The organism is Desulfovibrio sp. MES5 (assembly GCF_002237645.1).
GTDB lineage: Bacteria > Desulfobacterota > Desulfovibrionia > Desulfovibrionales > Desulfovibrionaceae > Desulfovibrio.
The window spans coordinates 1-23,195 of sequence record NZ_MJUZ01000012.1 but is presented as its reverse complement, the minus strand read 5'-3'; the positions used below and the strand labels follow the sequence as shown (position 1 = coordinate 23,195).

Genomic DNA, 23,195 nt, shown 5'->3' with positions numbered 1-23,195 from the left:
CAACAATATTCTTGACACCCCACGCCCAACAGGCGTAGTTCTTTTTCAGAAGTTTTTAAAAAGGATTTTTGTGATGCAGCGCATTTCTTCCAACCACACCTCCTCATACGCCGCTAGCTTTTATAGCTGGTATTTTTTTGCGTACTTTATGGATGCCTGTGGTCGGGAGCTTCGCTGACGCGAAAAGACAAGTTAGCAAGTTCAAAGGGCCGCAGGCAAACCGCCGGCGGCCCTTTTCTTGTATGGGCAGCCGGGCACAAAAACAGCATCAGCCGCGCGGTCCATGGCTACAGGCAGTATGTAATTGATCTGCATTACGCAGCACAGCAACTGAAAGGAGCAAGCCATGTACCTTGGCAAAAAAGTCCGCCTGGAACGCATCATCAATCGTGAGAACGGCCGCACCATTATCGTACCTATGGATCACGGCGTTACCATCGGCGCTGTGGACGGCCTTGTAGACATGCGGGGCGCCGTCAACGACATGGCCCTCGGTGGAGCGGACGCCGTGCTCATGCACAAGGGCCTTGTGCGCTGCTCCCACCGCAGCGCGGGCAAAGACATTGGGCTCATCGTCCATCTTTCCGCCTCCACCGCCCTGACGCCCAACGGCAACACCAAGACCCTGGTGGGCACGGTGGAAGAAGGCATCAAGCACGGCGCGGACTGCGTTTCTGTGCACGTCAACCTTGGCGACCCCAACGAGCGCCTCATGCTGGCCGACCTTGGCCGCGTGGCCGAAGCCTGTGACAACTGGCATATCCCGCTGCTGGCCATGATGTACGCCCGCGGCCCGCAGATCCAGAACGGCTTTGACAAGAACATCGTGGCCCATTGCGCCCGCGTGGGCGTGGAGCTGGGCGCGGACATCGTCAAGGTTCCCTACACCGGCGATGTGGACAGCTTTGCCGAGGTGGTCTCCTCCTGCTGCGTGCCTGTGGTCATTGCCGGGGGCGAGCGCATGGAATCCACCCGCCAGATACTCCAGATGGTTTCCGACTCCGTAGCAGCGGGCGGCGCGGGCATTTCCGTGGGCCGCAACGTTTTTCAGCATCCCAACCGCGTGGCCCTCGTCAAGGCCCTGCGCGCCATCGTGCACGAAAACGCCTCTGTGGATCAGGCCATGACCATTGTGGGAGAATAGGCATGTCACGCATTTACTTCAACTGCACTCCCTTTGATAAAGGCGACGTGACGCTGGCCCTTGAATCCGGCGTGGACGGCGTCATTGTGCCCCGCGAGCATGTGCAACAGGTGGCTGGTCTTTCGCGCTGCACCGTATGGGCCGCCGAAGAAACGCCCATGGCGGTACTCAATGCCAAGGCTGATGAAGAGGCCGTGCTGCAAAGGCTGCTGGCCGGGGAGCGCGTGGTGCTGGCTCGCGGTTGGGAGGTAATACCGGTAGAAAACCTTCTGGCGCAGAGCGACAGTGTACTGGCCGAGGCCGGAACGCTGGACGAGGCCCGCCTTGCCGCAGGAATTCTGGAACGCGGTGTGGCGGGCATTGTTGTATCCAGAGAGGCCGTGTCGGACCTCAAGGATATCGTGGCCCAATGCAAGATGGCCCGCACCCGCGAGGAGCTGCAGACCGGCGTGGTCACCCGTGTGGAATCCGTCGGCCTTGGACACCGCGTCTGCGCCGACACCCTTTCGCTGTTGCGCAAGGGCCAGGGCATGCTGGTGGGCAACTCCAGCGCGTTCACCTTTCTTGTGCACGCCGAGACCGAGCACAACGAATATGTGGCCGCACGCCCCTTCAGGGTCAATGCCGGAGCCGTGCACGCCTATGTGCGCCTGCCAGGCGACCAGACCACCTACCTTGGCGAGTTCAGGGCCGGGCAGGAAGTGCTCATTGTGGACTATACCGGTGAAACCAGCGTGGGCACCCTTGGGCGGGTCAAGATTGAAGTGCGCCCCATGCTGCTGGTGGAAGCGCAGGTGCAGACCGAGGACGGCGTAAAGACTGGCGCTGTTTTTCTGCAGAATGCCGAAACCATCCGCCTGACCACGCCAGAGGGCGAAGCCGTGAGCGTTGTGGGCCTCAAGCCCGGCGACCGCGTGCTTTGCCGTTTGGACGAAGCTGGCCGCCACTTTGGCATGCGCGTGCGCGAAGACATTCAGGAGGTTTAGCATGGACGGCAGCAACAGCCACTGGCCCGATGCCGCCCGGCACAACGCAGGGGGCCAAGAGCAGCCCGGCAATGCCGAGGAGCGCCTTTCGGCCATCCGCAATGAAATAGACGCGGTGGATCAGAATCTGCTGTCTCTTTTCAACCGCCGCGCGGCCCTGAGCCGCGAGGTCGGGCACATCAAGGCCGACGTGCCGGGCATCATCTTCAAGCCCGTGCGTGAAAAGGAAGTGCTGGACAGCCTGGCCGCCCGCAACCCCGGCCCCTTGCCCGAAGACCATCTGCGGGCCATCTGGCGCGAGATTTTTTCTTCCTCGCGCGCCCTGCAACGCCCGCAAAACGTCGCCTATCTCGGCCCCGAAGGCACATTTTCCTATTTTGCCGGTGTGGAGTACCTGGGGCACGCGGCCACGTTCCATCCCTGCAACGACCTGACGCAGGTCTTTGAGGAAGTGTCTTCAGGCCGTTGCGAGCTTGGCGTCGTTCCTCTTGAAAACTCCCTGCAGGGCACTGTGGGCGTGAGCTTTGACCTTTTTCTCAAACACGACGTCTTTATTCAGGCCGAGCTTTTTTCGCGCATATCCCATTGCCTTTTGAGCAACGCCCCTTCCCTGGCCGCCGTGCGCACGGTGTATTCGCACCCGCAGCCTCTGGCCCAGTGCGGCGGGTGGCTGCGCGCCCATCTGCCCAACGCGGGGCTGGTGCCGGTGGAATCCACCGCCGCTGCGGCACAACGGGCCGCACAGCCGGATCAGGGGCATACCGCCGCCATCGGACACGGCAAGCTGGCCGACCTCATGGGTCTTGGCATTCTTGCCAGCCGCATTGAGGACGAACCCGGCAACTGGACGCGCTTTGTCATCATCGGCCCCAAGGCCAGCGGCGGGCAGGGCGGCAACAAAACGCAGAACCCGCAGCCCGGCCACACCGGAGCAGACAAAACCTCGCTGCTCTTCACCCTGCCGGACAAGGCCGGGGCGCTTTCGCACGTGCTGGACCTGCTGGCCAGACACGACATCAACATGCGCAAGCTGGAGTCGCGCCCCCTGCGCGGCCAGTGCTGGAAGTACGTGTTCTTTGCAGATGTCGAAAGCGACCTGGAAGATCCGCGCTATGCAAACCTGCTGACAAAACTGCACGAAGCCTGCACCAGCTTTCGCATCCTGGGCAGCTACCCTATGGGCCCGCAACTGGATCGCCTTGACCTTCATACGGAAGAATCGGAGCAGCAAGAATCATGAACCAGACCAAGGATACCGTGGCCGCCGCCAGCAAGGCGGGCGTCACGAACACAGCGGAAACAGTGGCGGTCACCGCGCCTGCCTCAAAGTCGGTTTCGCACCGCTATCTTATGGGCGCGGCCCTGGCCCACGGCACGTCCACTGTGCGCCATACGCTTGAGAGCCGCGACCTGGAACGCACCCGCGCCATCCTTTGCGCCGCTGGCGCAAAGATGGAGGAACTGCCCGAGAGCACGGCCTCTTCCGGGGCATGGCGCGTCACTGGCATGAACGGCAGGCCTTCGGGCGGCACAGCCGCAGCGCCTCTTTCCTGTGACGTGGAAGAGTCCGGCACCACCTGTCGCCTGCTGACGGCCGTACTGGCCGCCGGGCACGGGGTTTTTCGCATCCACGGCGCGGGGCGCATGCATGAGCGGCCCATTGCCGAACTGACCAATGCTCTGGCGACCCTTGGGGCCAAAACCGTTTTTGAAGAAAAGCCCGACTGCCCCCCCTGCGTGATCACCGCCGACGGCCTTGATCCGGCACTGTGCAATGGCATAGTTGAACTGGGCATGGATATTTCGAGCCAGTATTTTTCAGGCCTTTTGCTGGCCGCGCCTATGGGGCCAGCGCCCCTGACCCTGTCTCTGGGCGGGCAAAAGGCCGTGTCCTGGCCCTATGTGGGCCTGACCCTGCAATGCCTTACCGACTACGGCATCCAGTTTGAAGTGCACACCCGCCCCACCCCCGAAGTCAGATGGAACATTCTGCCCGACGGCGCTTGGCGTCAGCTTGCCGAGGCCCGGCCCGGCTGCTTGCGCGTTATCGTGTATCCCGGCCACTATCGTGCCGGAGAATACACGGTGGAAGGCGACTGGTCCGGCGCGTCCTACCTGCTGGCCGCTGGCGCTCTGGGCCGCCGCCCCGTGCGCGTGGAAGGTCTGCGTGCCGACTCCCTGCAAGGCGACCGCGCCATGCTGGAAATCCTGCAGAAAATGGGCGCGCAGGTCAGCGTTGAGCCGCAGGCCGTCACGGTATATCCCTCCCGCCTGCACGGCGTGGAACTGGATATGGGGCACTGCCCCGACCTTGTGCCCACAGTGGCCATGCTGGCGGCCTTTGCCCAGGGTTCCACGCGCGTTCGCAATGTGGCCCACCTGCGCCACAAGGAATCTGACCGCATCAAGGCCCCTGCCACGGAACTGGCCAAAACCGGCGTCATTGTGGACGAACTTTCGGACGGCATGCTGATCAACGGCCTGGGCGGCCGCAACAACGGCAAGCCCAATCACCCTGTGCTGCCCGAAGGGCAAAGCCTGTCGGCCCACAACGACCACCGCATAGCCATGTCCCTGGCCCTGCTGGACCTGTGCCTGCCCGAGGCCACGGTGCGCTCGCGCCTGGATGATCCCTCTGTGGTCAACAAGTCCTTTCCGCAGTTCTGGAACGTCTGGGGGCAGCTGGCATGACAGAGCATTCGGGCCAGTCCCTGGAAACAGGGGCGGCTAAACAACCGCAAACAGGACGTCAGGATGGCCAGACTGGCCAGATAGGGGAAAGCGGGACGCGCCAGACCGCTCCCGCCCACGCACGAGGCAAAACCGTCATCATAGGCTCGCAGGGACGCATGGGAGCCATGCTCATACAGCGCGCCCAGGCCGCCGGTCTGGCCATAGCCGGAGCGGACGTGCCCCTTACGCCGGAAAAACTGGCGGATGCCTGCGCCGGAGCGGCCATGGCCATCATATGCGTGCCAGCCGCCGTGTTTGACGAGGTGACCGCCGCAGTCTGCCCGCATTTGCCGCCCGCTGCGGTACTGGCCGACATCACGTCCGTGAAGGAGCAGCCCCTGCGCCAGATGGAACGCCTCTGGGCCGGGCCGGTGGTGGGTACGCACCCGCTTTTCGGCCCCAACCCTGAAGCCGACGCCGACCTGCCCGTGGCCATCACTCCGGGGCACCATGCGGGGCCGGAACACCTGGCTCTGGTTGAAGGCTTTTTTGCCGACCTTGGCTGCCGCACCTTTCTGACCTCGGCGGAAAAGCACGATCAGGCCATGGCCCGCATCCAGAATATGAACTTTATTACCAGCCTGGCCTATTTTGCCCTGCTGGCCGGGCAGGATGACCTGCTGCCCTTTCTTACCCCGTCCTTTCGGCGGCGGCAGCACGCGGCCCGCAAGATGCTCACGGAGGACGCCCGCCTTTTCTCAGGGCTGTTCGAAGCCAACGCCCACAGCCACGAAGCCGTGCGTCAGTACCGGCAGATGCTCAACCTCGCCGCCGCTGGCGACATTGATCTGCTCTGTGAACGGGCTGGCTGGTGGTGGCAGGAGGCCGAGAGCGAGGGCGAACACGAGGCCGAAAGTGCGGGCAGGCGCAAAGGCCGGATGTAAGGGCTGAAGCTGCGCTTCCGCATCCGCCAGAGCAATTTCAACGTGAAATTGCTCCAAGGAAGCACTGATTAAAGAGCCTCCTGGAAACGCGCGGTTATTTCGTTTGACAAGGCGCGAGCTTTTTTGAAGCAGGAGTGGACTCTTCCGCCCTCGACTTTTTCAAAAAAAGTGAAGCAACGCCGCCAAACGGAATAAATCAGCGTTTCCCTATATCTTGCGTCGGCGAACAGCGCCCTCAACGGCGTCGCCGTCACGCAGGTACATGCTCAATCCCAGCGAAAGCAGCAAAAGGCCCACAAAAACAACATCCGCAGCCCCATAGCCGCCCGTGATTTCGTAGGAATAGCCCATTATGGGATATCCCACGCAGCGCAGCATGATGAAGATGGACACGAACTTGTACGACGGCAAAAAATTGCCGCTGCCGTAATAGTAGGAAACCACGGCGGGCAGCACTGTCCACAGTCCGCCCACGCACAGGCCGAAACTGAGGCTGAAGACGCCCATTGTCCACAGGCTGGGCGGCAGAAGGCCCAGGCACAGACTTGCGGCGCAGGCCAGCATAATGCCGTGAACGGCGGTCAAAGGGCTAAAGCGGTCGCAGGCCCAGCCCCACACATACTTGCCGAGAGCCGCGCACAACGCGGCGGAGCAGGCCAGCAGCATGGCCGGATAGGGAGCAATGCCCAGGTCCACAAACCGGGGTTTCATCTGGCTCATGACCGACGAACTGACCATGAGCGCCAGACCAAAGGCCATTCCCATGCAGTAGGCGCGGGGCGAATGCAAAAGCCCTGTGAAGGATGTGTCCGGCGCCCGCCGCTTGCGGCTCACCGGGGGGTCGTGTCTTCTGCCGTCCGGGTGCAGGTGCATGGCCTGCGGCGTATCGCGAACCAGCGCCCAGGACAGAGGGGCCAGCGCGCAGGTCAGCAGGCCGATCACAAGATAGGCTGTAGCCACGTCAAAACGGTTGATCAGCACCATGGCTGCCAGAGGCAGCACAACGCCCGACAGCGACGTGCCCGCGTTGGCAATGCCAAAGGCCCGACCACGAAAATAATAGAACCAGTTGCTCACCAGAGCATTGCCCACAACGCCGCCGCATATCTGGGTGGCGCTCCAGGCAATGGTGAGCAGCAGGGTAAAAAGCGCCAAATTGCCGGTCATACCCTGAAGAATGGTGGCCACCCCGCCCACAAGCGCCCCCCAGGTCATAAGGCGGCGCAATGAAAACCGTGCAGACAGCGAAGCCGCCACCGGCATGGCCAGCTGCCCCACAAGGGCGGCCACAGCCATGCTGATGTTGAGTTCCGCGCGGGTCCAGTTATAGGCCTCGCACAGGGGTTCCATAAACGCGTTCATGCAGTAGAGCACACTGCCCTGCAACATAAAATTGCCACTCATGGACAGCAGACTGATTTTCCATCCGTAAAACATGGCTTCCTCAATATGCGGCATGGGCTGGCCAGGATACGGCAACCATGCTGTTTCCACTTTTGGCAGGCGCGCTGGCATCTTCCGCGCGCAAAAAACACTCCGCCATGCGGCGCGTTACGCCGTTGACGCCACAAGCTGTTCGTCCGCACCAAAAGGCCGGACATACGCAGTGTAAAGCACCTTTAAAAATATCCTTTCGCAAAGGGCATGGCGCGCCCCTTACGCCGTTTGACAGCGGGACGCCCCATGCCTTCGCCTTTATGCAAGCGCCTGCGCACAGCCGCCGGACAGTTTCAGGGCAGACAACTTCCAACCATTACGGGGCAATGACCTGCCAGCCCCGACGCGCACAGTATTCTCTGCACATACACTCCTTGGCCCCCGCCCTCAAGCCCGTTATTTCCGGTTCCGGCGCTGCCTGGCTGAAGTCGTTCGACCAGTGCCGGGGCACGCTTTTTGCTCAATGCATAGCGCGCGGCCCCCTCACCGGAATCGCGCCAATAAAACGACGGCGGATACCACATGTTCGGTACGCAGAAAGACCCCAGCAAAACAGAGCAAGCCACCCCGAAGCGCATCAGCAAACAGCGCACCGAGGGCAACGTTCCCAAATCGCAGGAGCTTGGCAAGGCTGTAAGTCTGCTTGGCGGCATGTCCATTCTTTATGCATGGATAGGCCCCATGAGCGAAGAAATTAAAAACATATTCCGCCATTTTTTGAGCCACGCCTGGGAGTTCGATCCCAACCCCGAAAACGTCTACAGCCTCACGCTGGACCTCATGGTGGAGATATGCAAGATCATCATGCCCGTCCTGCTCACTCTGGCCTTTCTGAGCATGCTGGCCCAGCGCCTTCAGGTGGGCAAGTTGTGGACCACCAAGGTTTTCAAGCCCAAATTGCAGCGCTTCAATATCATCAAGGGCATCAAACAGATGCTGTTTTCGCCCCAAACGATATTGCGCACCATAAAAAGCCTGATGTTTTCCATCATCCTGTCCGTCATACCCGCCTGGATCATCTACAAGGAATACGAAAACTTCCTTCCCATGTATTATTCCACCACAGAAGGCGTGGCCATATACATGCTGAAGATGGCCTTCAAGCTGGCGAGCTATGCCCTTATTCCCATTCTTATCATTGCCGCTTTTGACGTGTGGCAGTCACGCTACGCCTATAAAGAAAACATGAAGATGACCAAGGACGAGGTAAAGGACGAACAGAAGCAGGCGGACGGCGACCCCAAGGTCAAGAGCCAGCAGCGCAAAAAGATGATGGAAGCCATGAGCAGGCGCATGTTGCAGGACGTGCCCAAGGCCGACGTTGTCATCACCAACCCCACGCACATAGCCGTGGCCTTGCGGTACAACGCCGCAGAGGCTCCGGCCCCGGTGGTTGTGGCCATGGGCGCGGACCACCTGGCCGAAAAAATCAAGCAGGTCGCCCGCGAAAACAAGGTTCCCATCCGCGAAAATGTGCCTCTGGCACGGGCTTTGTATAAATCAGCCGAAGTGGGCGACATGATCCCCGAAGAGCTGTACAAGGCTGTGGCCACAGTGTTGGCCGCCATCTGGAAGCTCAAGCCAAAAGTGCATAATTCATAGTTTTTCCGGCGCTCGCAGACGGTTGCGGCGCAGAAGCGAGGTGTCAGAAAAATGGCTGCTGCAAGCATACCGAAGATGGATTACAGCAGGTTTTCCAAAAATGGCGAAATCATGCTGGCCGCAGGCGTGGTCATCATCCTTTTTGTCATGCTGGTGCCCCTGCCCACCTTCTTTCTGGACATCATGCTCTGCGTGAGCATTTCCATAGCCCTGCTGGTGCTCATCACCACCATGTTCATGACCTCCCCGCTGGAGTTCACCATCTTTCCTTCCCTGCTGCTGGTGACAACCCTGCTGCGGCTGTCGCTCAACGTGGCCGCCACCCGTCTTATCCTGCTCAACGGCGACATGGGCGTGGACGCGGCGGGCTCGGTCATCCGCGCGTTCGGCGAATTCGTCGTGGGCGGCAGCTACGTTGTGGGCGCGGTCATATTCATGATCCTGTTCATTCTCAACAAGGTGGTCATCACGGCGGGCACCACGCGCATCGCCGAAGTGGCCGCGCGCTTTACCCTGGACGCCATGCCCGGCAAACAGATGGCCATTGAGGCCGACCTCAACGCCGGACTCATCGACGAGGAGCAGGCCACGGCCCGTCGTAACGGGCTGCGCAAGGAAGCCGACTTTTACGGCGCCATGGACGGTGCGTGCAAATTCGTTTCCGGTGACGTGAACGCGGGCATGTTCATTACCCTGGTCAATATCGTTGGCGGCATCATCATTGGCATGGTGCAGAAGGATATGGACTGGAACACCGCCCTCACCACCTATTCCCTGCTGACCATCGGCGACGGTCTGGTTTCCACCATTCCCTCCATCATCGTGTCCACGGGCACAGGCCTGCTGGTGTCGCGCGCCGCTTCCGAAGCCAAGATGGGCGAAGAATTTCTGGCGCAGCTCACCTTCAACAGCCGGGCGCTCAGAATGGTCTCGGCCGTGCTGCTGCTTTTCGCCCTTGTTCCCGGCCTGCCCACCATACCTTTTCTGGTCATCTCCGCCCTTATTTTCACGGTGGCCCGCCTTACGGACAAAAACGAAGCCGACGACCAGGCCAGAGAAAAGAAAGAAAAGAAGGCCGCGGCCGGTTCCGGCACAGCCGACACCCCCGAAGAAGTGCAGGCCCTCCTGCCGCTGGACACGCTGGAACTTGAGGTGGGCTACGGACTCATTCCTCTGGTGGACGAGGAGCAGAGCGGCAACCTGCTCGCGCGCATACGCTCCATACGGCGGCAATTCGCCCTGGACATGGGCGTGGTTATCCCCTCGCTGCACCTGCGTGACAACCTGCAACTCAAGCCAGGCCAGTATTCCCTGCTCATTAAGGGCAATCAGGTGGCTTCGGCTGAAATCCTTGTCGACCATTTTCTGGCTATGGACCCCGGCAACGTAACCACAAAGATTCACGGCATTGAAACCCGCGAACCGGCCTTTAACCTGCCCGCCCTCTGGATACCGGACAGCCAGCGCGAAGAAGCCATGCTGGCCGGCTACACGGTGGTGGACCCGGCCACGGTCATTGCCACCCATCTGACGGAAGTGTTCAAGCGCCATCTGTCCGATTTTCTCGACCGCCAGGCCGTGCAGGGACTGCTGGACACCGTGGCCAAGCACTCGCCCAAGGCTGTGGAAGACCTCGTGCCCGGCATACTGCCCCTGGGCACGGTGCAAAAAGTGCTGCAGCTTCTGGTACGCGAAAATGTGGGCATACGCGACATGCTCACCATTGTGGAAACTCTGGGCGACTTTGGCGCGGGCATCAAAAATCCAGAAATACTGGCAGAATATGTCAGGGAAAAGCTGGCCCGCTCCATCGTGCGGCCCTATCTGGACAGCCAGGGCACCCTGCCGGTGCTCACCCTGGCCCCCAATGCCGAACGCATGGTGCAGGAAGGCATACGCCAGGCCGATACGGGCGCGACCTTTCTTTCGCTCAACCCGGCAGCGGCCCAGAGGCTCGTGCAGAACATCAGCGCAGCTGTGGAAAATGCCGTCAGTACCGACGGCCAGCCCGTACTGCTGGTGAATCCCATCATTCGCCCGCACCTGGCCCAGCTGGTCACGCGCTTTCTGCCCTCGGTGCCCGTGATTTCACAGGCTGAGATTCCGTCGGACATCCGCCTGCAGGCGGTGGGCAGCGTTGCGGCAGAATAGGGCAATGTACCCTTGAAAAAGGGTACATGCTCTGACGCGAACAAGAGTACAGCGCCCATAACATGGCGTGGATTCTGCCAAGCTTTAGCCGTTGCGACGAAGAAAGCTGCAGAATGGCGCCTTGAGGTGCGAAGCATTGCAGCGGCAATCTGATCCGGATTCCGGCTGAAACAGCATAAAAAAGAGCTGAAAGCCTGTATGGCTTTCAGCTCTTTTTTTGCGGCAATTCACAGCTCAAGCGGGAAGTTACAAATTTTTTTATATCTCAAAATAATATAACTTCAGTTGTAGGGCTGGAAAACCAACAGTATTTAATTGTGTATCCCTTGGCTCAACATTATGACGAGCAAGACCACACTCCGTTAACAGCCAACCTTATATACTATATATTGTATCTTTACATAAAAATATCTTTTTTACTGTGTTAAATTTTTTTAATAATAAAAAAACACTCAATACAGTTTTAAATTATATATTTTTTATGTCATCTGAAAACAAGTCTTTCACATTGACGTCAAGAGCCCGTGCTATAGACCAAAGTGTCGACAGTCGACACTCTGAAATAAGGTGACTTCTGGCACGTGTTATAGTCTGGCTTGACAGACCTGTCTTCTCTTCAAGCTCTTTATACGTCACCCCCTTGGTGATCATTATCTTTTTTATATTACTTTTAAGCATGTTCTACCTCTCACCGGAACACCCTACCAGTCTTGCCCTTTCTAGTTTACGGTGATATATCACTGTAAACCGTCGTATTTACCAGCCATCGTCGAAAGTCACGCGCCAGATGCACAGGCATTGCGGCCCAGCCGGGCCGCGCGATGGGCATGCCGTAACACTTTGCCCGCGCGTGGCCGTTGCGCGAGGCTCCTTGTCTGGGTGAAAGCCAGCAGGTGACCGGCTTTTGAAGGATCGGAGGAGAAACAGGGGGCTGTACCCTTGCGGCACGGCGCGTCCTGCGCGTCGCAATAACTTCTGGGGATGCGGCATGGGTAGGGTCAGGGAGACATGTGGATGTTACCGTCAAACTGCAGACCGCCGGGGGCGGCGGTCTGCCCGGCGGCAACCTGCACAGACTCGGGACGAAATCAATCGCATGAAGGGCAAAGGGGCACGATCATGCACACTGCGCCCAGCGCCCCTGAAACGAGCCAAACTGACTGACGGCCTTCCAACGGCCTGAAAAACAGGTCAATGGCCTGCGAAACGAATTGCGACAGACAGACGACGCAAGCCGGGAGTCGGAATGCAAACGCCGCTCATCGTGTCCATCGGCATTCCTCAAAAACTGGCCGCTCAAGTGCAGCGGGCTCTACCCCACTGCTATTTCATTCACCACGCCAGCGAGGACGCGGCGCTGGAAGACATAGCCGCCCAGGCTCCCCGCATCATCCTTTTTGCTCCACCGCGCAGGGTTCAGGGGAACCGCAGGTATCTGTTCCTGTCCAGGCTTGGCGAACTTGGTCTTGCGGCAAGTGTGCCCGTCATCGTCCTTTCAGACATTGCCACTCTCGCTGACAAAAAAAACGCTTTCAGCGCTGGCGCCACGGAGTATCTGGTACAGCCCTTCACCAACAGCGAACTGGCCGTGCGCATTTGCGCGGGGCTGGACGCCCACGACTGCCGCCAGTCGGTGCTGCAGCTGAATCTCCGCCTGTCCCGCGCAAAAAGCGTATTTCTGAAAGGCACGGCAGCCTTGATGGCCATGAAGGACGCGGAAACGGGCGGTCATATCGTGCGGGTGGCCCACTACACAAAAATTCTGCTGGAAGACGCGGCAATCCGAAACTATTATCCCGGCGGTCTGACGCGGCAGGACGCTAAAGAGTTGAGCAGGGCGGCAACCCTGCACGATATCGGCAAAATCCATCTGCCTGACAGCCTTCTGCAAAAGCCGGGGCCACTTACCAGCGAAGAATTCACCATCGTCAAGACCCATACCCTTTACGGGGGGGAACTGCTGCGCAACCTCCGCCAGATATCTGACTCCACGTTTCTGAGATTCGCCGAAGAAATCGCGCGGGCGCATCACGAGAACTGGAACGGCACGGGCTATCCCTACAACCTCCAGGGCGAAGAAATCCCGTGCTCCGCCCGCATAATGGCCGTGGCGGACGTGTACGACGCCACCAGAACCGACCGAGTGTACAAAAGCGCATGGCCCCACGCCCAGTCCACGCAATACATCATGGACAACAGCGGCATTCTGTTTGACCCGACCGTGACTGCGTGCTTTTACAAGCACTTAGATATATTTAAAAATATTTCTGACAACTGGCAAAATTTCACGGTCGGATCTTTTGTCAGCATTTGAAGTTCGGCATGTTCCCGTGCGCTTCATAAAAAAATGTTTCCGGCTCAAGAATAACCACCTCATCGCTGTTTTTGTCAAAACTCAGCAGCCCGCGAGACTGCGCCTCGCGCATGGCCTTGTACAGCGTGATGCGGTGCATGCCGAGCAGATCCGCCATTTCAAAAAGCGGCATATCACGCCTGGCCCGCAAGGGGTTGGAACCGGGTATTATCCTTGCAGCCAAAAATTTGCACACCCGCGTAATGTGCGACTCAACGCTCAGCGAAACCACCTGCTGCGCCAGAAGCGCCACCTTGACGCTGTAGCTCTGGCAAAGGTTGAGCAAAAGGTCGGGCCGCGCCTTGCCAATACGCTGCACTTCTTCCATGGTAAACCGCTGCGCATAACAATTTTCCACAGCCTCATACTGAAAATCAGCGGTATTCAACGGCAATGGCACATTGTCATTACCGCTGAAAAACAAAATCTTCTCATTGAAGCAGCACCCCTCGCCGAGATACCATATGATCTTTTCGCCTCCATTGGCGGAGAGCGCCGTCAAGCGCAGCCTGCCGCTGACAAGAATATACATATGGTCGTCTGAGAAGGTACTGCCCTTGGGGTACAGTCGAGGTTCCTCGCTGGAAACATTTTTCCAGCATTCATTCTGGTTTACCAAATCGGCAAAAGACATGAGATTTCCCCGGGAGGAATAAATGGAATAAGGAAGGCGCGGCGCCGAACGGCTCTGGAAGAGTGTCAGACTTATGAACTGGCGCAAGGCCAGAGCCGGGAGCCGGCTCGATTTGGAAGGCCTGTGCGATGGCCACACAGGGACAGGAAGATCCTGACTTGCCCTTGGGCGGATAAACTATATCCCAAAACGCAAGCTTTGCCTAGCCATAGGGCGCGGGTATGTAATTCTTGTTGCAACCAGCCGAAAAAACGGTACAAGGCGAAAAACAGGTTGGCCCTTAATTTGCATTTATCCTGAAAGCCGTCAAACAAACGGCGTAAAAAGGCAATAACAGGCGGCACGACCGCCGTCAGTCAAAGGAATGGCCATGCAGGTAAAGACGTTCACTGGCGCCACATCGCAGGAGATTCTGGCAAGAATCAAGGCTGAAATGGGGCCCGACGCCGTAATCCTGGGTAACCGCACCTACCGCAAAAACGGCGTTGTCTGTCACGAGATCACGGCGGGCATGGAGCGCCCCCAGGCAGACAACAACGCGCCTGCTGGTGGAGTTCCCGGCGGATGGGGGGAATGGCACAAGGAATGGCAGCAGATCAAAAACCAGCTTTTTGCTCTCATGAAGCCCGCCATTCAGCTTGAGCGCCTTACGCCCCGCCAGCGCGTGGCCCTTGAATATCTGCAGCGCGAAGGCATTTCTGACGCTGTGGCCGTGGATCTCTATCAGCGCCTCATATCCCAGCCCGGCGCGTCCGTGCTGGAGTGCCTGTGCGGCATGGTTCCTGTCAAAGGATGGGGCCCGGCAGGATGGGATCAACGCCTGCACCTTATGGCAGGGCCCTTTGGCTTTGGCAAAACCACCACGGCCCTGCGCTTTGCCCTGAACTGGCGCAAGGCCCGGCCAGAAGCGCGCATTGCCTTCATCAACGCGGACTGCCTGCGCGGCAGCGGACGCCTCATCCTGCGCCACTGGGCCGAGCTTTCAAATTTCAGCTATCTTGAAGCCCCGGACAGGGCCGGAATGGAAGCCGCCCTGCGCGCCACCGCCGAAGCGGATCTGATTTTTGTGGACGTGCCGGGGCTTGACCGGTCCACCACGCTTGCGCAGTGGCGTGAAGCAATGGGCCTGGCCGATATTGAGGCAGCCACCCATCTGACGCTTTCCCCCTACTGCGACGCGCTGCAGACCCAGGCTTTTCTGAAACGCTACCAGACCGGCGGGCCGGGATCACTGGTATGGACAAAGCTGGACGAAGCTGTGAGCTTTGGTAGTATAGTCAACGTCGCGTGGGCCGCAGGTTTGCCCGTATCGGCACTCTCATACGGCGCAGAACTCAAAGAAAGCCTTTCTCCAGCCACCGAACCGCTGGTCTGGCGATTGATTTTTAAAAGGCAACTTCCCGGCCAGGCGGCCTAGCCCGGCCATAACGATGCGGAGCACACTGATGAGCGGCACTTTTCCCCTGGTATTTTCCGTCACTTCTGGCAAAGGCGGCGTGGGCAAGACCAACCTTTCGGTCAATCTGGCCATATGCCTTGCGCAACTTGGCAAACAAGTGGTGCTCATTGATGCCGACCTGGGCCTTGCCAACGTTGACGTCGTCCTTGGTCTGACCCCGCAGAAAAATATTTTCCATCTGTTTCATGAAGGGGCCAGCGTGGGGGATATCCTCTTTCCCACACCCTACGGCTTTTCCATCTTGCCCGCCTCTTCGGGCATGAGCGAGATGCTCACCCTGTCCACCGGGCAGAAACTGGAATTGCTGGACGCCGTGGACGAACTTGAGGATGACCTTGACTATCTCATCGTGGATACCGGCGCGGGCATCAGCGACAATGTGCTGTATTTCAACATGGCCGCTCAGGAACGCCTGGTGGTGCTCACCCCGGAACCCACGTCCCTGACCGACGCATACGCCCTTATCAAGGTGCTCAAGACCAACCACGGCGTGGAGCGTTTCAGGGTATGCGTGAACATGGCCCCGGACCAGAAGGTCGCCAAGGAAATGTTCGTGCGCCTGCATCAGGCCTGCGACCACTTTTTGAGCGGCGTTTCACTGGAGCTTGTGGGCGTGATCCCGCGTGATACGGGCGTACGCAAGGCCGTGGTGCAGCAGCTGCCTTTCTGCGTGAGCGAACCGCAAGGCCCGGCCTCGCGCGCCGTCATGGATCTGGCGCACAACATCACGCAATGGGAAGTACCGGAAAATCTTGACGGCAACATCAAGTTCTTCTGGAAAAAGCTGCTCTTCCGCTAGGGCATTGCACACCTGAAAAAGGGGACATGCTTAACGCTGCGCGAGAGTGCAGTGCAGACCAACCGCCCGGATGCACCGCGCTTGCGCCTCCGCCACGGACGCGCCCGCGCCGCCAGAGCAATTTTGCTTTGAGATTGCTCGAGAGCAGATTACCTTTGAGATCATACCTTCTCAAAGGTTGCAGACGCCCGCTTTGGCGCGCGACCGGCAGAGGGAATCACGCGCACGAAGAGCATGGCATGTCGCACGGGTGAATGGCATGGACGGATCGCGCAAATGAACCGCGCAAATGAACTGCGCTCGCGCCTCCTCGGCAGGCGCTGCCCGCGCAGCCGAGAGCGTCCCGCAACAGGCAACCGCTCAGATTTGGCTCTGACCACAGGCTGGCGGGCAAGACGCCCGCCCATACATCAACCCTGACGTGGATCAACACGTCCTGACCCGCCTGGCGGGCGCGGACAGCGACGTAAACAGGCACGCAACGTGCCACGGGGTAGAAGAGGCAATACCGGAACATCCCGGAAGGACAACATCATGAAAGCCAGCACAGCCCAAGCGCATATGCCCTGCCCCTGGGAAGCGCTAGAGACCGGGGCCACAGCCTGGGAAAAGTTTTCTCCGGCAGAGCAGGAATCTGTGGTGCGCCATTATGCGCCCAAGATACGCTTTCTGGCTCTGCGCCTTAAAGCCAAACTGCCCCGCAGCGTAGAACTTGGAGAGCTCATCAGTTCCGGCACGTTGGGCCTTATGGAGGCTTTGGGCAAGTTTCGCCCCCAGCTCGGCATACGTTTTGAAACCTATGCCGAAAGCCGCATCCGCGGCGCAATGCTGGACGAGCTGCGTCGGCTGGACTGGTTCCCGCGCTCACTGCGGCAGCGGGTGCGCGTGCTGGACGAGGCCATGCGCAAGGTCGAACACGAACACGGGCGTCAGGCCACTGAACAGGAACTGCAAGACATTACCGGCCTTACGTTGCGTGACGTGCGCCAGGGCCTTGAAGCCCTGCAAAACCAGCTCTGGCTGTCTTTGGACTCCATTCAGGACACGCTTGCAGGCGATGGACAGGAGCCCGGCGGCGAACCCTACCGCAACACGGCCTTTCGTGAACTTGTGGAGCGGGTTGCTCCGCTTATAGAGCGCTTGACGCCAAGGGAAAAGCTGGTACTGTCGCTCTACTATACTGATGAGCTGAATATGCGTGAAACTGCTGAAGTCATGGGCATCACAGAAGGCCGCGTTTCACAATTGCACTCGCAGGCCCTGAGCCGTCTGCGTAAAGAGTTCATCAGCCTTTATGGTGAGGGCGCTGACATATCATAATGCTTACGGAGGACAGCGCGCGGCATGTGCCTGCCCTCCCAGACGGCGCCCGAAGGCGTTAAGGAGCTTTGTTCATGCCTTACAATCCCAACATGCGTGTCCTTGTGGTTGATGACTTTTCCACCATGCGTCGCATTGTGCGTAATATTCTGCGCCAGATCGGCTTTCAGAACGTAGTGGAGGCAGACGACGGCACCACGGCCTGGGAAGTGCTGAACCGCGAAAAAATAGATTTCATCGTTTCTGACTGGAACATGCCCAACATGACGGGCATCGACCTGCTGCGCAAGGTTCGCGCCAGCGAACAGTTCGCCCACATCCCCTTTCTTATGGTCACTGCGGAAGCCCAGCAGGAAAACATCATTGAAGCCGTGCAGGCCAAGGTGTCTAACTATATCGTCAAGCCCTTCACCGCTGACACCATGAAGCAGAAGATAGACAAAATCTTTGGCTGATATCGCACGAGGGAGTTTCTGCCTGCGGCGGCCCCCAAAGCGGCTGCCAGGAGTACCGCGTGGCAAACAAAACTGATGTCAAAGAAACTCCCGCCAGGGACGAGATGCAGGTTTCGCTAGGGTCGGATCCGGCCGTGCGCAAGGTTGACCTGGATCTTGACGATGCCCCTTTTCTTAAAGAACAGGGGGCCGATGCTCCGGCAGTGCCAGAGACAAAGAACCTCCCTGCCGAACAACTGCCCCCTCCTGCCTCCAAAAAAAACATAAAGCTCTTCATTATCGGCGGCGCTGCGGTTTTACTGCTCATTCTGGGCGCGGCCGTCTGGTGGTTTTTCCTGCGTACGCCCCCTGTTCCCCCCGCTGAAATCAAGCCAGAAGTCATTGTCGTGCCCTCAAGCCAGACACCCGCTCCTCCAAAGGACTATGTGAAAGAACTGGCCCCGTTCGTAGTGCCAAGAAACGTTAATGGCGCCACGCGCTTTCTGGTCTGCAAGTTTTCAACCATAAGCAAGAGTTCGGCCGTCGGCGCGGAGCTGGATCTCAAGATGATCGCGCTGCGCGATGCCCTGTATTTCTACCTGAGCAGCAAGACCAACGACTACTTGCTTAACCCGTCCAATGCTGTCACCATCAAGAAGGACCTGACCGGCATCCTCAACGACTACCTTGCACAGGGCCGCATTGATGATGTGCTTTTTGAAAGCTATTTGAACGAATAGCGCCCTGCCCCGCCAGTGAGTCACGGGTGGGGGCATACGCCGCACCTCAGACCACGGAGCCAGCCATGAGCGTTGACGCCACCATGGCCGTGCTGTATGCCCAGACAGGCATGGCCACGTCGATGGTGAATGCCGCCGCAGTGGGGCCGCAAGCCTCGGCCGCCATGTCGCGGGTTCTGGCCGCAGAAATGGCCCGGCATGAGCAGCAGCAGATTGCCAAGAGTGAAGCGGGCGACAAGACCAAGCTCTCGCCAGATGCCGATGGCGGGACGCCCACGCCCCAGTTCGGCAGCCGCCGCCGCAAGCGGCCCCCGCCCGTTGTGTCGGACAAGGACGAGGCCCCGCGCGTGCCTGATTCCCCCCTGGTGGGCAAACTTCTGAATCTCAAAGTATGAACAACACGCTGATTTTCGCCCTTATTGCCGCCTTTTCCATACTTGAGCTGATCGTCCTCGGCGGGGTGCTTTTCTTCTATCTGCGCCTGCGCCGTTCCGAGGCCATGCTCAACGCCCTTCAGGGCAATCAGGAAGCCCTGCTGGCCCGCATCGAGATGAACGCCAGACTGGAACGGGAAATCGTGGCCACCTTTGCCCAACGCCAGGCCGAACTGCAAAACCTGGACGAAAAGCTTGAGGAACGCGCCCGCGACCTGCGCCGACTGCTGGAACAGGCAGAGGGCATCAGCCGCTCGCCGCAGTTTTTGCGCGAACTTATCCTCAATGGCAGGCGCAAGGGACTTTCAAGCCGCCAGATCGCCCGCAATTCCGGCCTGAGCGTTGATGAAGTGGAGCTGATCCTGGCTCAGGAAGGCGAATAGGCCCCTACGCTGAACCATGCCCACCGGCCGCAAACGTCTGACGGCAGCACAAGCCCCTTTCGCCTGTTCCGCTCCTTTCGACCTTTCGACCTTCGCACAGAAAACTCGCGCGCGTCTGGCCGCCGCAGCAGCAAACCCGCCTCCTTCTGGCAGTCGCCTTAGCCATGCCTGGCGGAGCGCATGAACCAGGCCGGAACCACTGCCGCAAAAAAAGCCAGACCCACCAGCAAAAAACTCTCCCTGAAGCCCATGGCCCGCGCCTGTGCGGCCAGCATGTCCGACAGAAAACTGTATGCCTGCGGCGGCCTCAGGGCTTGCGCCACGTTGTCCAGTTGCCCTCCCCTTACAAACAGGAATGAAATCAGGTCAAGGGCATCCGATGCAGCATGGGTGCCGTTTTGCAGCGTGCTGAAAGCCTGAGCATAAATTTCCGTCTGGCGCTCCAGATACACGGAAAGCAGGCTCACGCCCAACGCGCCGCCCAGCTGACGGCTGAAATTGATGGCCCCGGCCCCCTGCGCCATATGCGCGGCGTCAAGCAGCCGCAGCGCCCCGCTGTTCAGCGAGGGCATGATCAGGCCAAGCCCGACGCGGCCCAGCGCGATCCAGCCCACAAAATCCCAGAAATAGGTAGAGGTTCCGGCTTCGGACATGTACAGGCTGGACCAGCCGAAGATGGCGAGCCCCGCCATAATGAGGGCGTACGCCGGCAGACGGTCGGCAAAGCGCCCCGCCAGAGGCATGACCACGCCAAGCACCAGCCCGCCCGGCATAAGCAGCAGGCCAGATTCCGTAGGGCTGTACCCCTGAACGGTCTGCACAAAAAGCGGAATGAGGTAGGTGGAGCCGAAGAGCCCCATGCCCAGAATAAAGGCCACAGCCGACGCGGCAAGAAAGCGGAGGTTCGCGTAAACGCCGAGATGCAGCAAAGGCTTTGGGCAGGTGCGCTCGCGGATGACGAAGCCTGCCCAGCCGCAGAGGCTTAAAAAAAACGCCCCCAGAACGTAGTCCGAATCCCAGCCTTCCCGCTGCCCGCTGGAAATTCCGGCAAGCAGCGCGCCTATCCCCACGCACAGCAAAACGAATCCGCAAAGGTCAAACGCGCCGCGCTCCACCGTGCAGTCGCGGCCCGGCAGAAATGTGGCGGCCAGCGCCATGCTCACAAGGCAGAACGGCGGCCCCAGCAAAAAGACATACCGCCAGGAATAATTGTCGATGAGCAGGCCGCCCACCGTGGGGCCAAGCGCCGGAGCCAGCACCACGCCCAGGCCGAAGATGCCCATGGCCATGCCCCTGTTCTCCGCGCCAAAGACGGAAAAAACCATAACCATGGCCAAAGGCTGCACCAGCCCGGCGGCAGCCCCCTGAATGGTGCGGGACAGGACAAGAATTTCCACGCCGGGGCTTGCGGCACCCACCAGCGACGCCGCCAGAAAGGCCGCCATTGCGCCAAGGTAGGCCTGGCGCAGGCCAAAAGCGCGCAGCATCCAGTCAGTCGTCAGCATGGAAGCCGTCATGGCGGCCAGAAAAGCCGTGGACAGCCACTGCACCTGATCCTGCCCCATGCCGAATTCGCCCATGATGTCGGGCATGGCCACGTTGACGATGGTGGACGACAGCACCGTGGCTATGCAGCCCGTCATCACCGCCGCCGTGGCCCACCATTTGTAGGCCGCGCCATAACGCTGGGAAAGGGCGTCAAATTCCGGCGAGGTCAATGTCCACCTCCACCATCATGCCGGGACGCAGGGGATTGTCGTCCGGCTGCTCCACCTTGATGCGCACGGGCACCCGCTGGTTGATCTTGGTAAAGTTTCCCGAAGGATTGGGGCTGGGGATAAGGGCAAACTGGCTGGTGGCCGCCGTGCCGATGCGCTCCACGCTGCCGCTGAAAGGGCGGCCGGGGTAGGCGTCCACGCTTATGCTCACGGGCTGGCCGGGCTTAAGGCCGCCCAGCTTGGTCTCCTTGAGCAGAACCTCCACCCACACAGCCTTGGGGTCGTGCAACATCACCAGGCGCTGCCCGGGAATGACATACTCCCCAGGCTCGACAAATTTCTGGTCCACCACCCCGTTGATGGGGCTGCGCACCACGCGGTCAGCCAACGCCACCTCTTTCTGCCTGATCCTGGCCTGCACTTCGGCCCTTTGCTGCGAAAGCTGCTCCAGCCGGGCTTCAAGCTCGTGCGGGTCGTTGCGGTGGGCAAGGGCCTGATCAAGATTGGCCTTAGCCTCGGCCAGCTCGGCAAGGGCCTGACGGTGCTTTCCCTCTGCCTGTTGCAAAAGCGTGCGGGTCTGGTCCCACATCCGGCGGGCGATGGCGTTTTCGGCAATAAGATTTTCACTGCGCGTGTGGTCCTTGCGGGCCAGGTCCAGAGCGGCCTGGCTTGAACGCAGGGCAGCCTCGGCATTGTCGCGACGCGCCTGAGCCGCGGCCACCGCGCTTTCGGTGGCGTCCCGGCTTGTTTCCAGCCGGGTCTTCACCTGCTCGGATTCCAGCCGCAAAGCCTCGCTGCTGGCCTTGAGCTCTTCCACCTGCATGAGGGCCTCACGCTGATCTATGACGACAAGCTGGCTGCCCTCGGTCACGACGTCGCCGTCGGTGACGTCCCTTTGGGCCACCCAGCCGTCCACACGGCTGCTGATGGTGATCATGTCGGCCATGACCCGTGCGTCATTTTCTGAAATATACCGTTGGCGGTGCACAAAAAACGCAGTGACGGCAGCAAGCAGAATCAACCCGCAAAGCATCATGATGCGTTTTCTGGTGCGTACCGGGGCGGACAGCAGGCGCGCTGCCTGAGGCGAAAGGGAAATGGGCATGCGCTGACAGCTCCTTGAGGGGCGCACGGCCTGACGTCACCGGACGGCCGCGGCGCAAAGATTGTTAAGTATGATTTCAAGTATCCGCAAAAACTCGGCCAGTTCCTCGTCAGAAAGGCCCGTCAGGGCTTCGGCGCGCAGGCCGGAGCCTATGCGCATGATTTCTTCGTTCACGCCCTGGGCCTTGGGAGTCAGCCGCACCACCTTGGCCCGGCGGTCGTCTTTTTGCCCCACGCGCTCCACAAGCCCCAAACGCTCAAGGCCGTCCACCACACGAACCATGGTTGGGCTTTCAACGCCGACCGACTGCGCAAGCTCTTTCTGCGGGGCTTCACCGCCCATGCGCGAAAGATGCATCAACACCAGCCAGCGGGCCTGCGTCAGGCCCAGGGGTTCCAGCCTTTCGTCAAGACGTGTGCGCCATACCCTGCCGGTACGGCTAAGCAGAACGCCCACGGTGTCTCTGGGTGATGTACTCATGGTGCAACCTCACTTAGGTGCATTGCTAAATAGTAGTGTGCTATCTAATTGTCAAGCGAGCGCCGCCCACACGCGGCAAAAAATCTTGCCCTTCGCTGAAGCGCGGGGCACAAAAACAGAGGCCAGCCCTTGCGGAGCTGGCCTCTGATATCTGCATGACGCGGGGTTTAGAGCATTTTACCTTTGAAAAAGTGTACATGCTCTAACGCTGCACGAAAGTGCAGCGCGCCACAACGTGGCGTGGATTCAGCCGCAAATCGCGTTTTCGGCTGAATAAATATCCCCCGGCATAGCCGGGGGTTTTTCATATGCGCCTGTAAGGCTCTCTTACCAGCTGCGCCCTAGCAGGCGCATGCACGATCTGACATTTGCATTTCTGTTACTTGCGGCCCGTAAACG

Annotated in this window: 21 protein-coding genes; 15 read left to right on the top strand and 6 right to left on the bottom strand. The window is 59.5% G+C overall.

What is annotated here, in order from left to right:
- Positions 1–346 precede the first annotated feature (346 nt).
- The 5 genes from BCS36_RS04730 to BCS36_RS04710 all read left to right on the top strand — a co-directional run bounded on the left by BCS36_RS04730 (position 347) and on the right by BCS36_RS04710 (position 5,747).
- Entirely contained in the window at positions 347–1,144 is a 798-nt protein-coding gene (locus BCS36_RS04730) for a 2-amino-3,7-dideoxy-D-threo-hept-6-ulosonate synthase (protein ID WP_291301760.1), read from the top strand.
- A gap of 2 nt (positions 1,145–1,146) precedes the next feature.
- Positions 1,147–2,130: a 3-dehydroquinate synthase II family protein gene (locus BCS36_RS04725; RefSeq protein ID WP_291301759.1), complete on the top strand. Its 984-nt coding sequence runs from the start codon at positions 1,147–1,149 to the stop codon at positions 2,128–2,130.
- A 1-nt stretch (position 2,131) separates the two neighbouring features.
- Entirely contained in the window at positions 2,132–3,370 is a 1,239-nt protein-coding gene (pheA, locus tag BCS36_RS04720; RefSeq protein WP_291301758.1) for a prephenate dehydratase, read from the top strand.
- On the top strand, positions 3,367–4,821 hold the full coding sequence (locus tag BCS36_RS04715) for a 3-phosphoshikimate 1-carboxyvinyltransferase (protein ID WP_291301757.1): 1,455 nt from the start codon (positions 3,367–3,369) through the stop codon (positions 4,819–4,821). The genes pheA and BCS36_RS04715 overlap by 4 nt, the downstream gene beginning before the upstream one ends.
- A gap of 158 nt (positions 4,822–4,979) precedes the next feature.
- Positions 4,980–5,747: a prephenate dehydrogenase/arogenate dehydrogenase family protein gene (locus tag BCS36_RS04710; protein ID WP_291301800.1), complete on the top strand. Its 768-nt coding sequence runs from the start codon at positions 4,980–4,982 to the stop codon at positions 5,745–5,747.
- A 207-nt stretch (positions 5,748–5,954) separates the two neighbouring features.
- Here BCS36_RS04710 and BCS36_RS04705 read toward each other — a convergent pair whose 3' ends face one another.
- On the bottom strand, positions 5,955–7,205 hold the full coding sequence (locus BCS36_RS04705; protein ID WP_291301756.1) for an MFS transporter: 1,251 nt from the start codon (positions 7,203–7,205) through the stop codon (positions 5,955–5,957).
- A 501-nt stretch (positions 7,206–7,706) separates the two neighbouring features.
- Here BCS36_RS04705 and flhB point away from each other — a divergent pair.
- Together flhB and flhA are read left to right on the top strand one after the other, a co-directional pair.
- On the top strand, positions 7,707–8,786 hold the full coding sequence (gene flhB / locus BCS36_RS04700) for a flagellar biosynthesis protein FlhB (protein WP_291301755.1): 1,080 nt from the start codon (positions 7,707–7,709) through the stop codon (positions 8,784–8,786).
- A gap of 51 nt (positions 8,787–8,837) precedes the next feature.
- The gene (gene flhA, locus BCS36_RS04695) at positions 8,838–10,937 is read left to right on the top strand and encodes a flagellar biosynthesis protein FlhA (protein WP_291301754.1); all 2,100 of its coding nucleotides are present in this window, start codon (positions 8,838–8,840) and stop codon (positions 10,935–10,937) included.
- Between the two features lie 468 nt (positions 10,938–11,405).
- Here flhA and BCS36_RS04690 read toward each other — a convergent pair whose 3' ends face one another.
- Positions 11,406–11,615, bottom strand: coding sequence for a helix-turn-helix transcriptional regulator (locus BCS36_RS04690; protein WP_291301753.1), 210 nt, complete (start codon positions 11,613–11,615; stop codon positions 11,406–11,408).
- Positions 11,616–12,183: 568 nt separating this feature from the next.
- On the opposite strand from BCS36_RS04690, the gene BCS36_RS04685 reads away from it, so the two are divergent.
- Complete coding sequence (locus tag BCS36_RS04685) at positions 12,184–13,251, top strand: HD-GYP domain-containing protein (RefSeq protein WP_291301752.1); 1,068 nt, start codon at positions 12,184–12,186, stop codon at positions 13,249–13,251.
- Here BCS36_RS04685 and BCS36_RS04680 read toward each other — a convergent pair.
- Positions 13,241–13,924 carry a Crp/Fnr family transcriptional regulator gene (locus tag BCS36_RS04680; RefSeq protein WP_291301751.1) on the bottom strand — a complete coding sequence of 228 codons (684 nt, stop codon included), beginning with the start codon at positions 13,922–13,924 and terminating at the stop codon, positions 13,241–13,243. The two genes, BCS36_RS04685 and BCS36_RS04680, sit on opposite strands and share 11 nt — an antisense overlap.
- Before the next feature lie 370 nt (positions 13,925–14,294).
- Here BCS36_RS04680 and BCS36_RS04675 point away from each other — a divergent pair, with 370 nt between their 5' ends.
- The 7 genes from BCS36_RS04675 (at position 14,295) to BCS36_RS04645 (ending at position 19,493) form a co-directional block, all read left to right on the top strand.
- A complete protein-coding gene (locus BCS36_RS04675; RefSeq protein ID WP_291301750.1) occupies positions 14,295–15,341 on the top strand; it encodes a flagellar biosynthesis protein FlhF in 1,047 nt (348 codons plus the stop codon).
- 28 nt (positions 15,342–15,369) lie between these two features.
- A complete protein-coding gene (locus BCS36_RS04670; RefSeq protein ID WP_291301749.1) occupies positions 15,370–16,182 on the top strand; it encodes a MinD/ParA family protein in 813 nt (270 codons plus the stop codon).
- Positions 16,183–16,716: 534 nt separating this feature from the next.
- Positions 16,717–17,502 carry a FliA/WhiG family RNA polymerase sigma factor gene (locus BCS36_RS04665; protein WP_291301748.1) on the top strand — a complete coding sequence of 262 codons (786 nt, stop codon included), beginning with the start codon at positions 16,717–16,719 and terminating at the stop codon, positions 17,500–17,502.
- Between the two features lie 74 nt (positions 17,503–17,576).
- Positions 17,577–17,957 carry a chemotaxis response regulator CheY gene (locus tag BCS36_RS04660; protein WP_291301747.1) on the top strand — a complete coding sequence of 127 codons (381 nt, stop codon included), beginning with the start codon at positions 17,577–17,579 and terminating at the stop codon, positions 17,955–17,957.
- A 59-nt stretch (positions 17,958–18,016) separates the two neighbouring features.
- A complete protein-coding gene (fliL, locus tag BCS36_RS04655) occupies positions 18,017–18,676 on the top strand; it encodes a flagellar basal body-associated FliL family protein (RefSeq protein ID WP_291301746.1) in 660 nt (219 codons plus the stop codon).
- Positions 18,677–18,741: 65 nt separating this feature from the next.
- On the top strand, positions 18,742–19,071 hold the full coding sequence (locus BCS36_RS04650; RefSeq protein ID WP_291301745.1) for a hypothetical protein: 330 nt from the start codon (positions 18,742–18,744) through the stop codon (positions 19,069–19,071).
- A complete protein-coding gene (locus tag BCS36_RS04645; protein ID WP_291301744.1) occupies positions 19,068–19,493 on the top strand; it encodes a hypothetical protein in 426 nt (141 codons plus the stop codon). Before BCS36_RS04650 ends, BCS36_RS04645 begins: the two co-directional genes overlap by 4 nt.
- A gap of 158 nt (positions 19,494–19,651) precedes the next feature.
- On the opposite strand, the gene BCS36_RS04640 is transcribed toward BCS36_RS04645, so the two are convergent.
- The 3 genes from BCS36_RS04640 to BCS36_RS04630 are packed head-to-tail and all read right to left on the bottom strand — an operon-like array spanning position 19,652 to position 22,796.
- Positions 19,652–21,211, bottom strand: coding sequence for a DHA2 family efflux MFS transporter permease subunit (locus tag BCS36_RS04640; protein WP_291301743.1), 1,560 nt, complete (start codon positions 21,209–21,211; stop codon positions 19,652–19,654).
- Complete coding sequence (locus BCS36_RS04635; protein WP_291301742.1) at positions 21,192–22,316, bottom strand: HlyD family secretion protein; 1,125 nt, start codon at positions 22,314–22,316, stop codon at positions 21,192–21,194. Before BCS36_RS04635 ends, BCS36_RS04640 begins: the two co-directional genes overlap by 20 nt.
- A 36-nt stretch (positions 22,317–22,352) precedes the next feature.
- Positions 22,353–22,796, bottom strand: a complete 444-nt coding sequence (locus BCS36_RS04630) for a MarR family transcriptional regulator (protein WP_291301741.1) — start codon at positions 22,794–22,796, stop codon at positions 22,353–22,355.
- Positions 22,797–23,195: the final 399 nt, after the last annotated feature.

Bases quoted from the DNA above. Each gene is read 5' to 3' on its own strand.
- BCS36_RS04730 (WP_291301760.1), top strand. From the start codon at position 347: ATGTACCTTGGCAAAAAAGTCCGCCTGGAACGCATCATCAATCGTGAG.
- BCS36_RS04725 (WP_291301759.1), top strand. From the start codon at position 1,147: ATGTCACGCATTTACTTCAACTGCACTCCCTTTGATAAAGGCGACGTG.
- pheA (WP_291301758.1), top strand. From the start codon at position 2,132: ATGGACGGCAGCAACAGCCACTGGCCCGATGCCGCCCGGCACAACGCA.
- BCS36_RS04715 (WP_291301757.1), top strand. From the start codon at position 3,367: ATGAACCAGACCAAGGATACCGTGGCCGCCGCCAGCAAGGCGGGCGTC.
- BCS36_RS04710 (WP_291301800.1), top strand. From the start codon at position 4,980: ATGGGAGCCATGCTCATACAGCGCGCCCAGGCCGCCGGTCTGGCCATA.
- BCS36_RS04705 (WP_291301756.1), bottom strand. From the start codon at position 7,205: ATGCCGCATATTGAGGAAGCCATGTTTTACGGATGGAAAATCAGTCTG.
- flhB (WP_291301755.1), top strand. From the start codon at position 7,707: ATGTTCGGTACGCAGAAAGACCCCAGCAAAACAGAGCAAGCCACCCCG.
- flhA (WP_291301754.1), top strand. From the start codon at position 8,838: ATGGCTGCTGCAAGCATACCGAAGATGGATTACAGCAGGTTTTCCAAA.
- BCS36_RS04690 (WP_291301753.1), bottom strand. From the start codon at position 11,615: ATGCTTAAAAGTAATATAAAAAAGATAATGATCACCAAGGGGGTGACG.
- BCS36_RS04685 (WP_291301752.1), top strand. From the start codon at position 12,184: ATGCAAACGCCGCTCATCGTGTCCATCGGCATTCCTCAAAAACTGGCC.
- BCS36_RS04680 (WP_291301751.1), bottom strand. From the start codon at position 13,924: ATGTCTTTTGCCGATTTGGTAAACCAGAATGAATGCTGGAAAAATGTT.
- BCS36_RS04675 (WP_291301750.1), top strand. From the start codon at position 14,295: ATGCAGGTAAAGACGTTCACTGGCGCCACATCGCAGGAGATTCTGGCA.
- BCS36_RS04670 (WP_291301749.1), top strand. From the start codon at position 15,370: ATGAGCGGCACTTTTCCCCTGGTATTTTCCGTCACTTCTGGCAAAGGC.
- BCS36_RS04665 (WP_291301748.1), top strand. From the start codon at position 16,717: ATGAAAGCCAGCACAGCCCAAGCGCATATGCCCTGCCCCTGGGAAGCG.
- BCS36_RS04660 (WP_291301747.1), top strand. From the start codon at position 17,577: ATGCCTTACAATCCCAACATGCGTGTCCTTGTGGTTGATGACTTTTCC.
- BCS36_RS04650 (WP_291301745.1), top strand. From the start codon at position 18,742: ATGAGCGTTGACGCCACCATGGCCGTGCTGTATGCCCAGACAGGCATG.
- BCS36_RS04645 (WP_291301744.1), top strand. From the start codon at position 19,068: ATGAACAACACGCTGATTTTCGCCCTTATTGCCGCCTTTTCCATACTT.
- BCS36_RS04635 (WP_291301742.1), bottom strand. From the start codon at position 22,316: ATGCCCATTTCCCTTTCGCCTCAGGCAGCGCGCCTGCTGTCCGCCCCG.
- BCS36_RS04630 (WP_291301741.1), bottom strand. From the start codon at position 22,796: ATGAGTACATCACCCAGAGACACCGTGGGCGTTCTGCTTAGCCGTACC.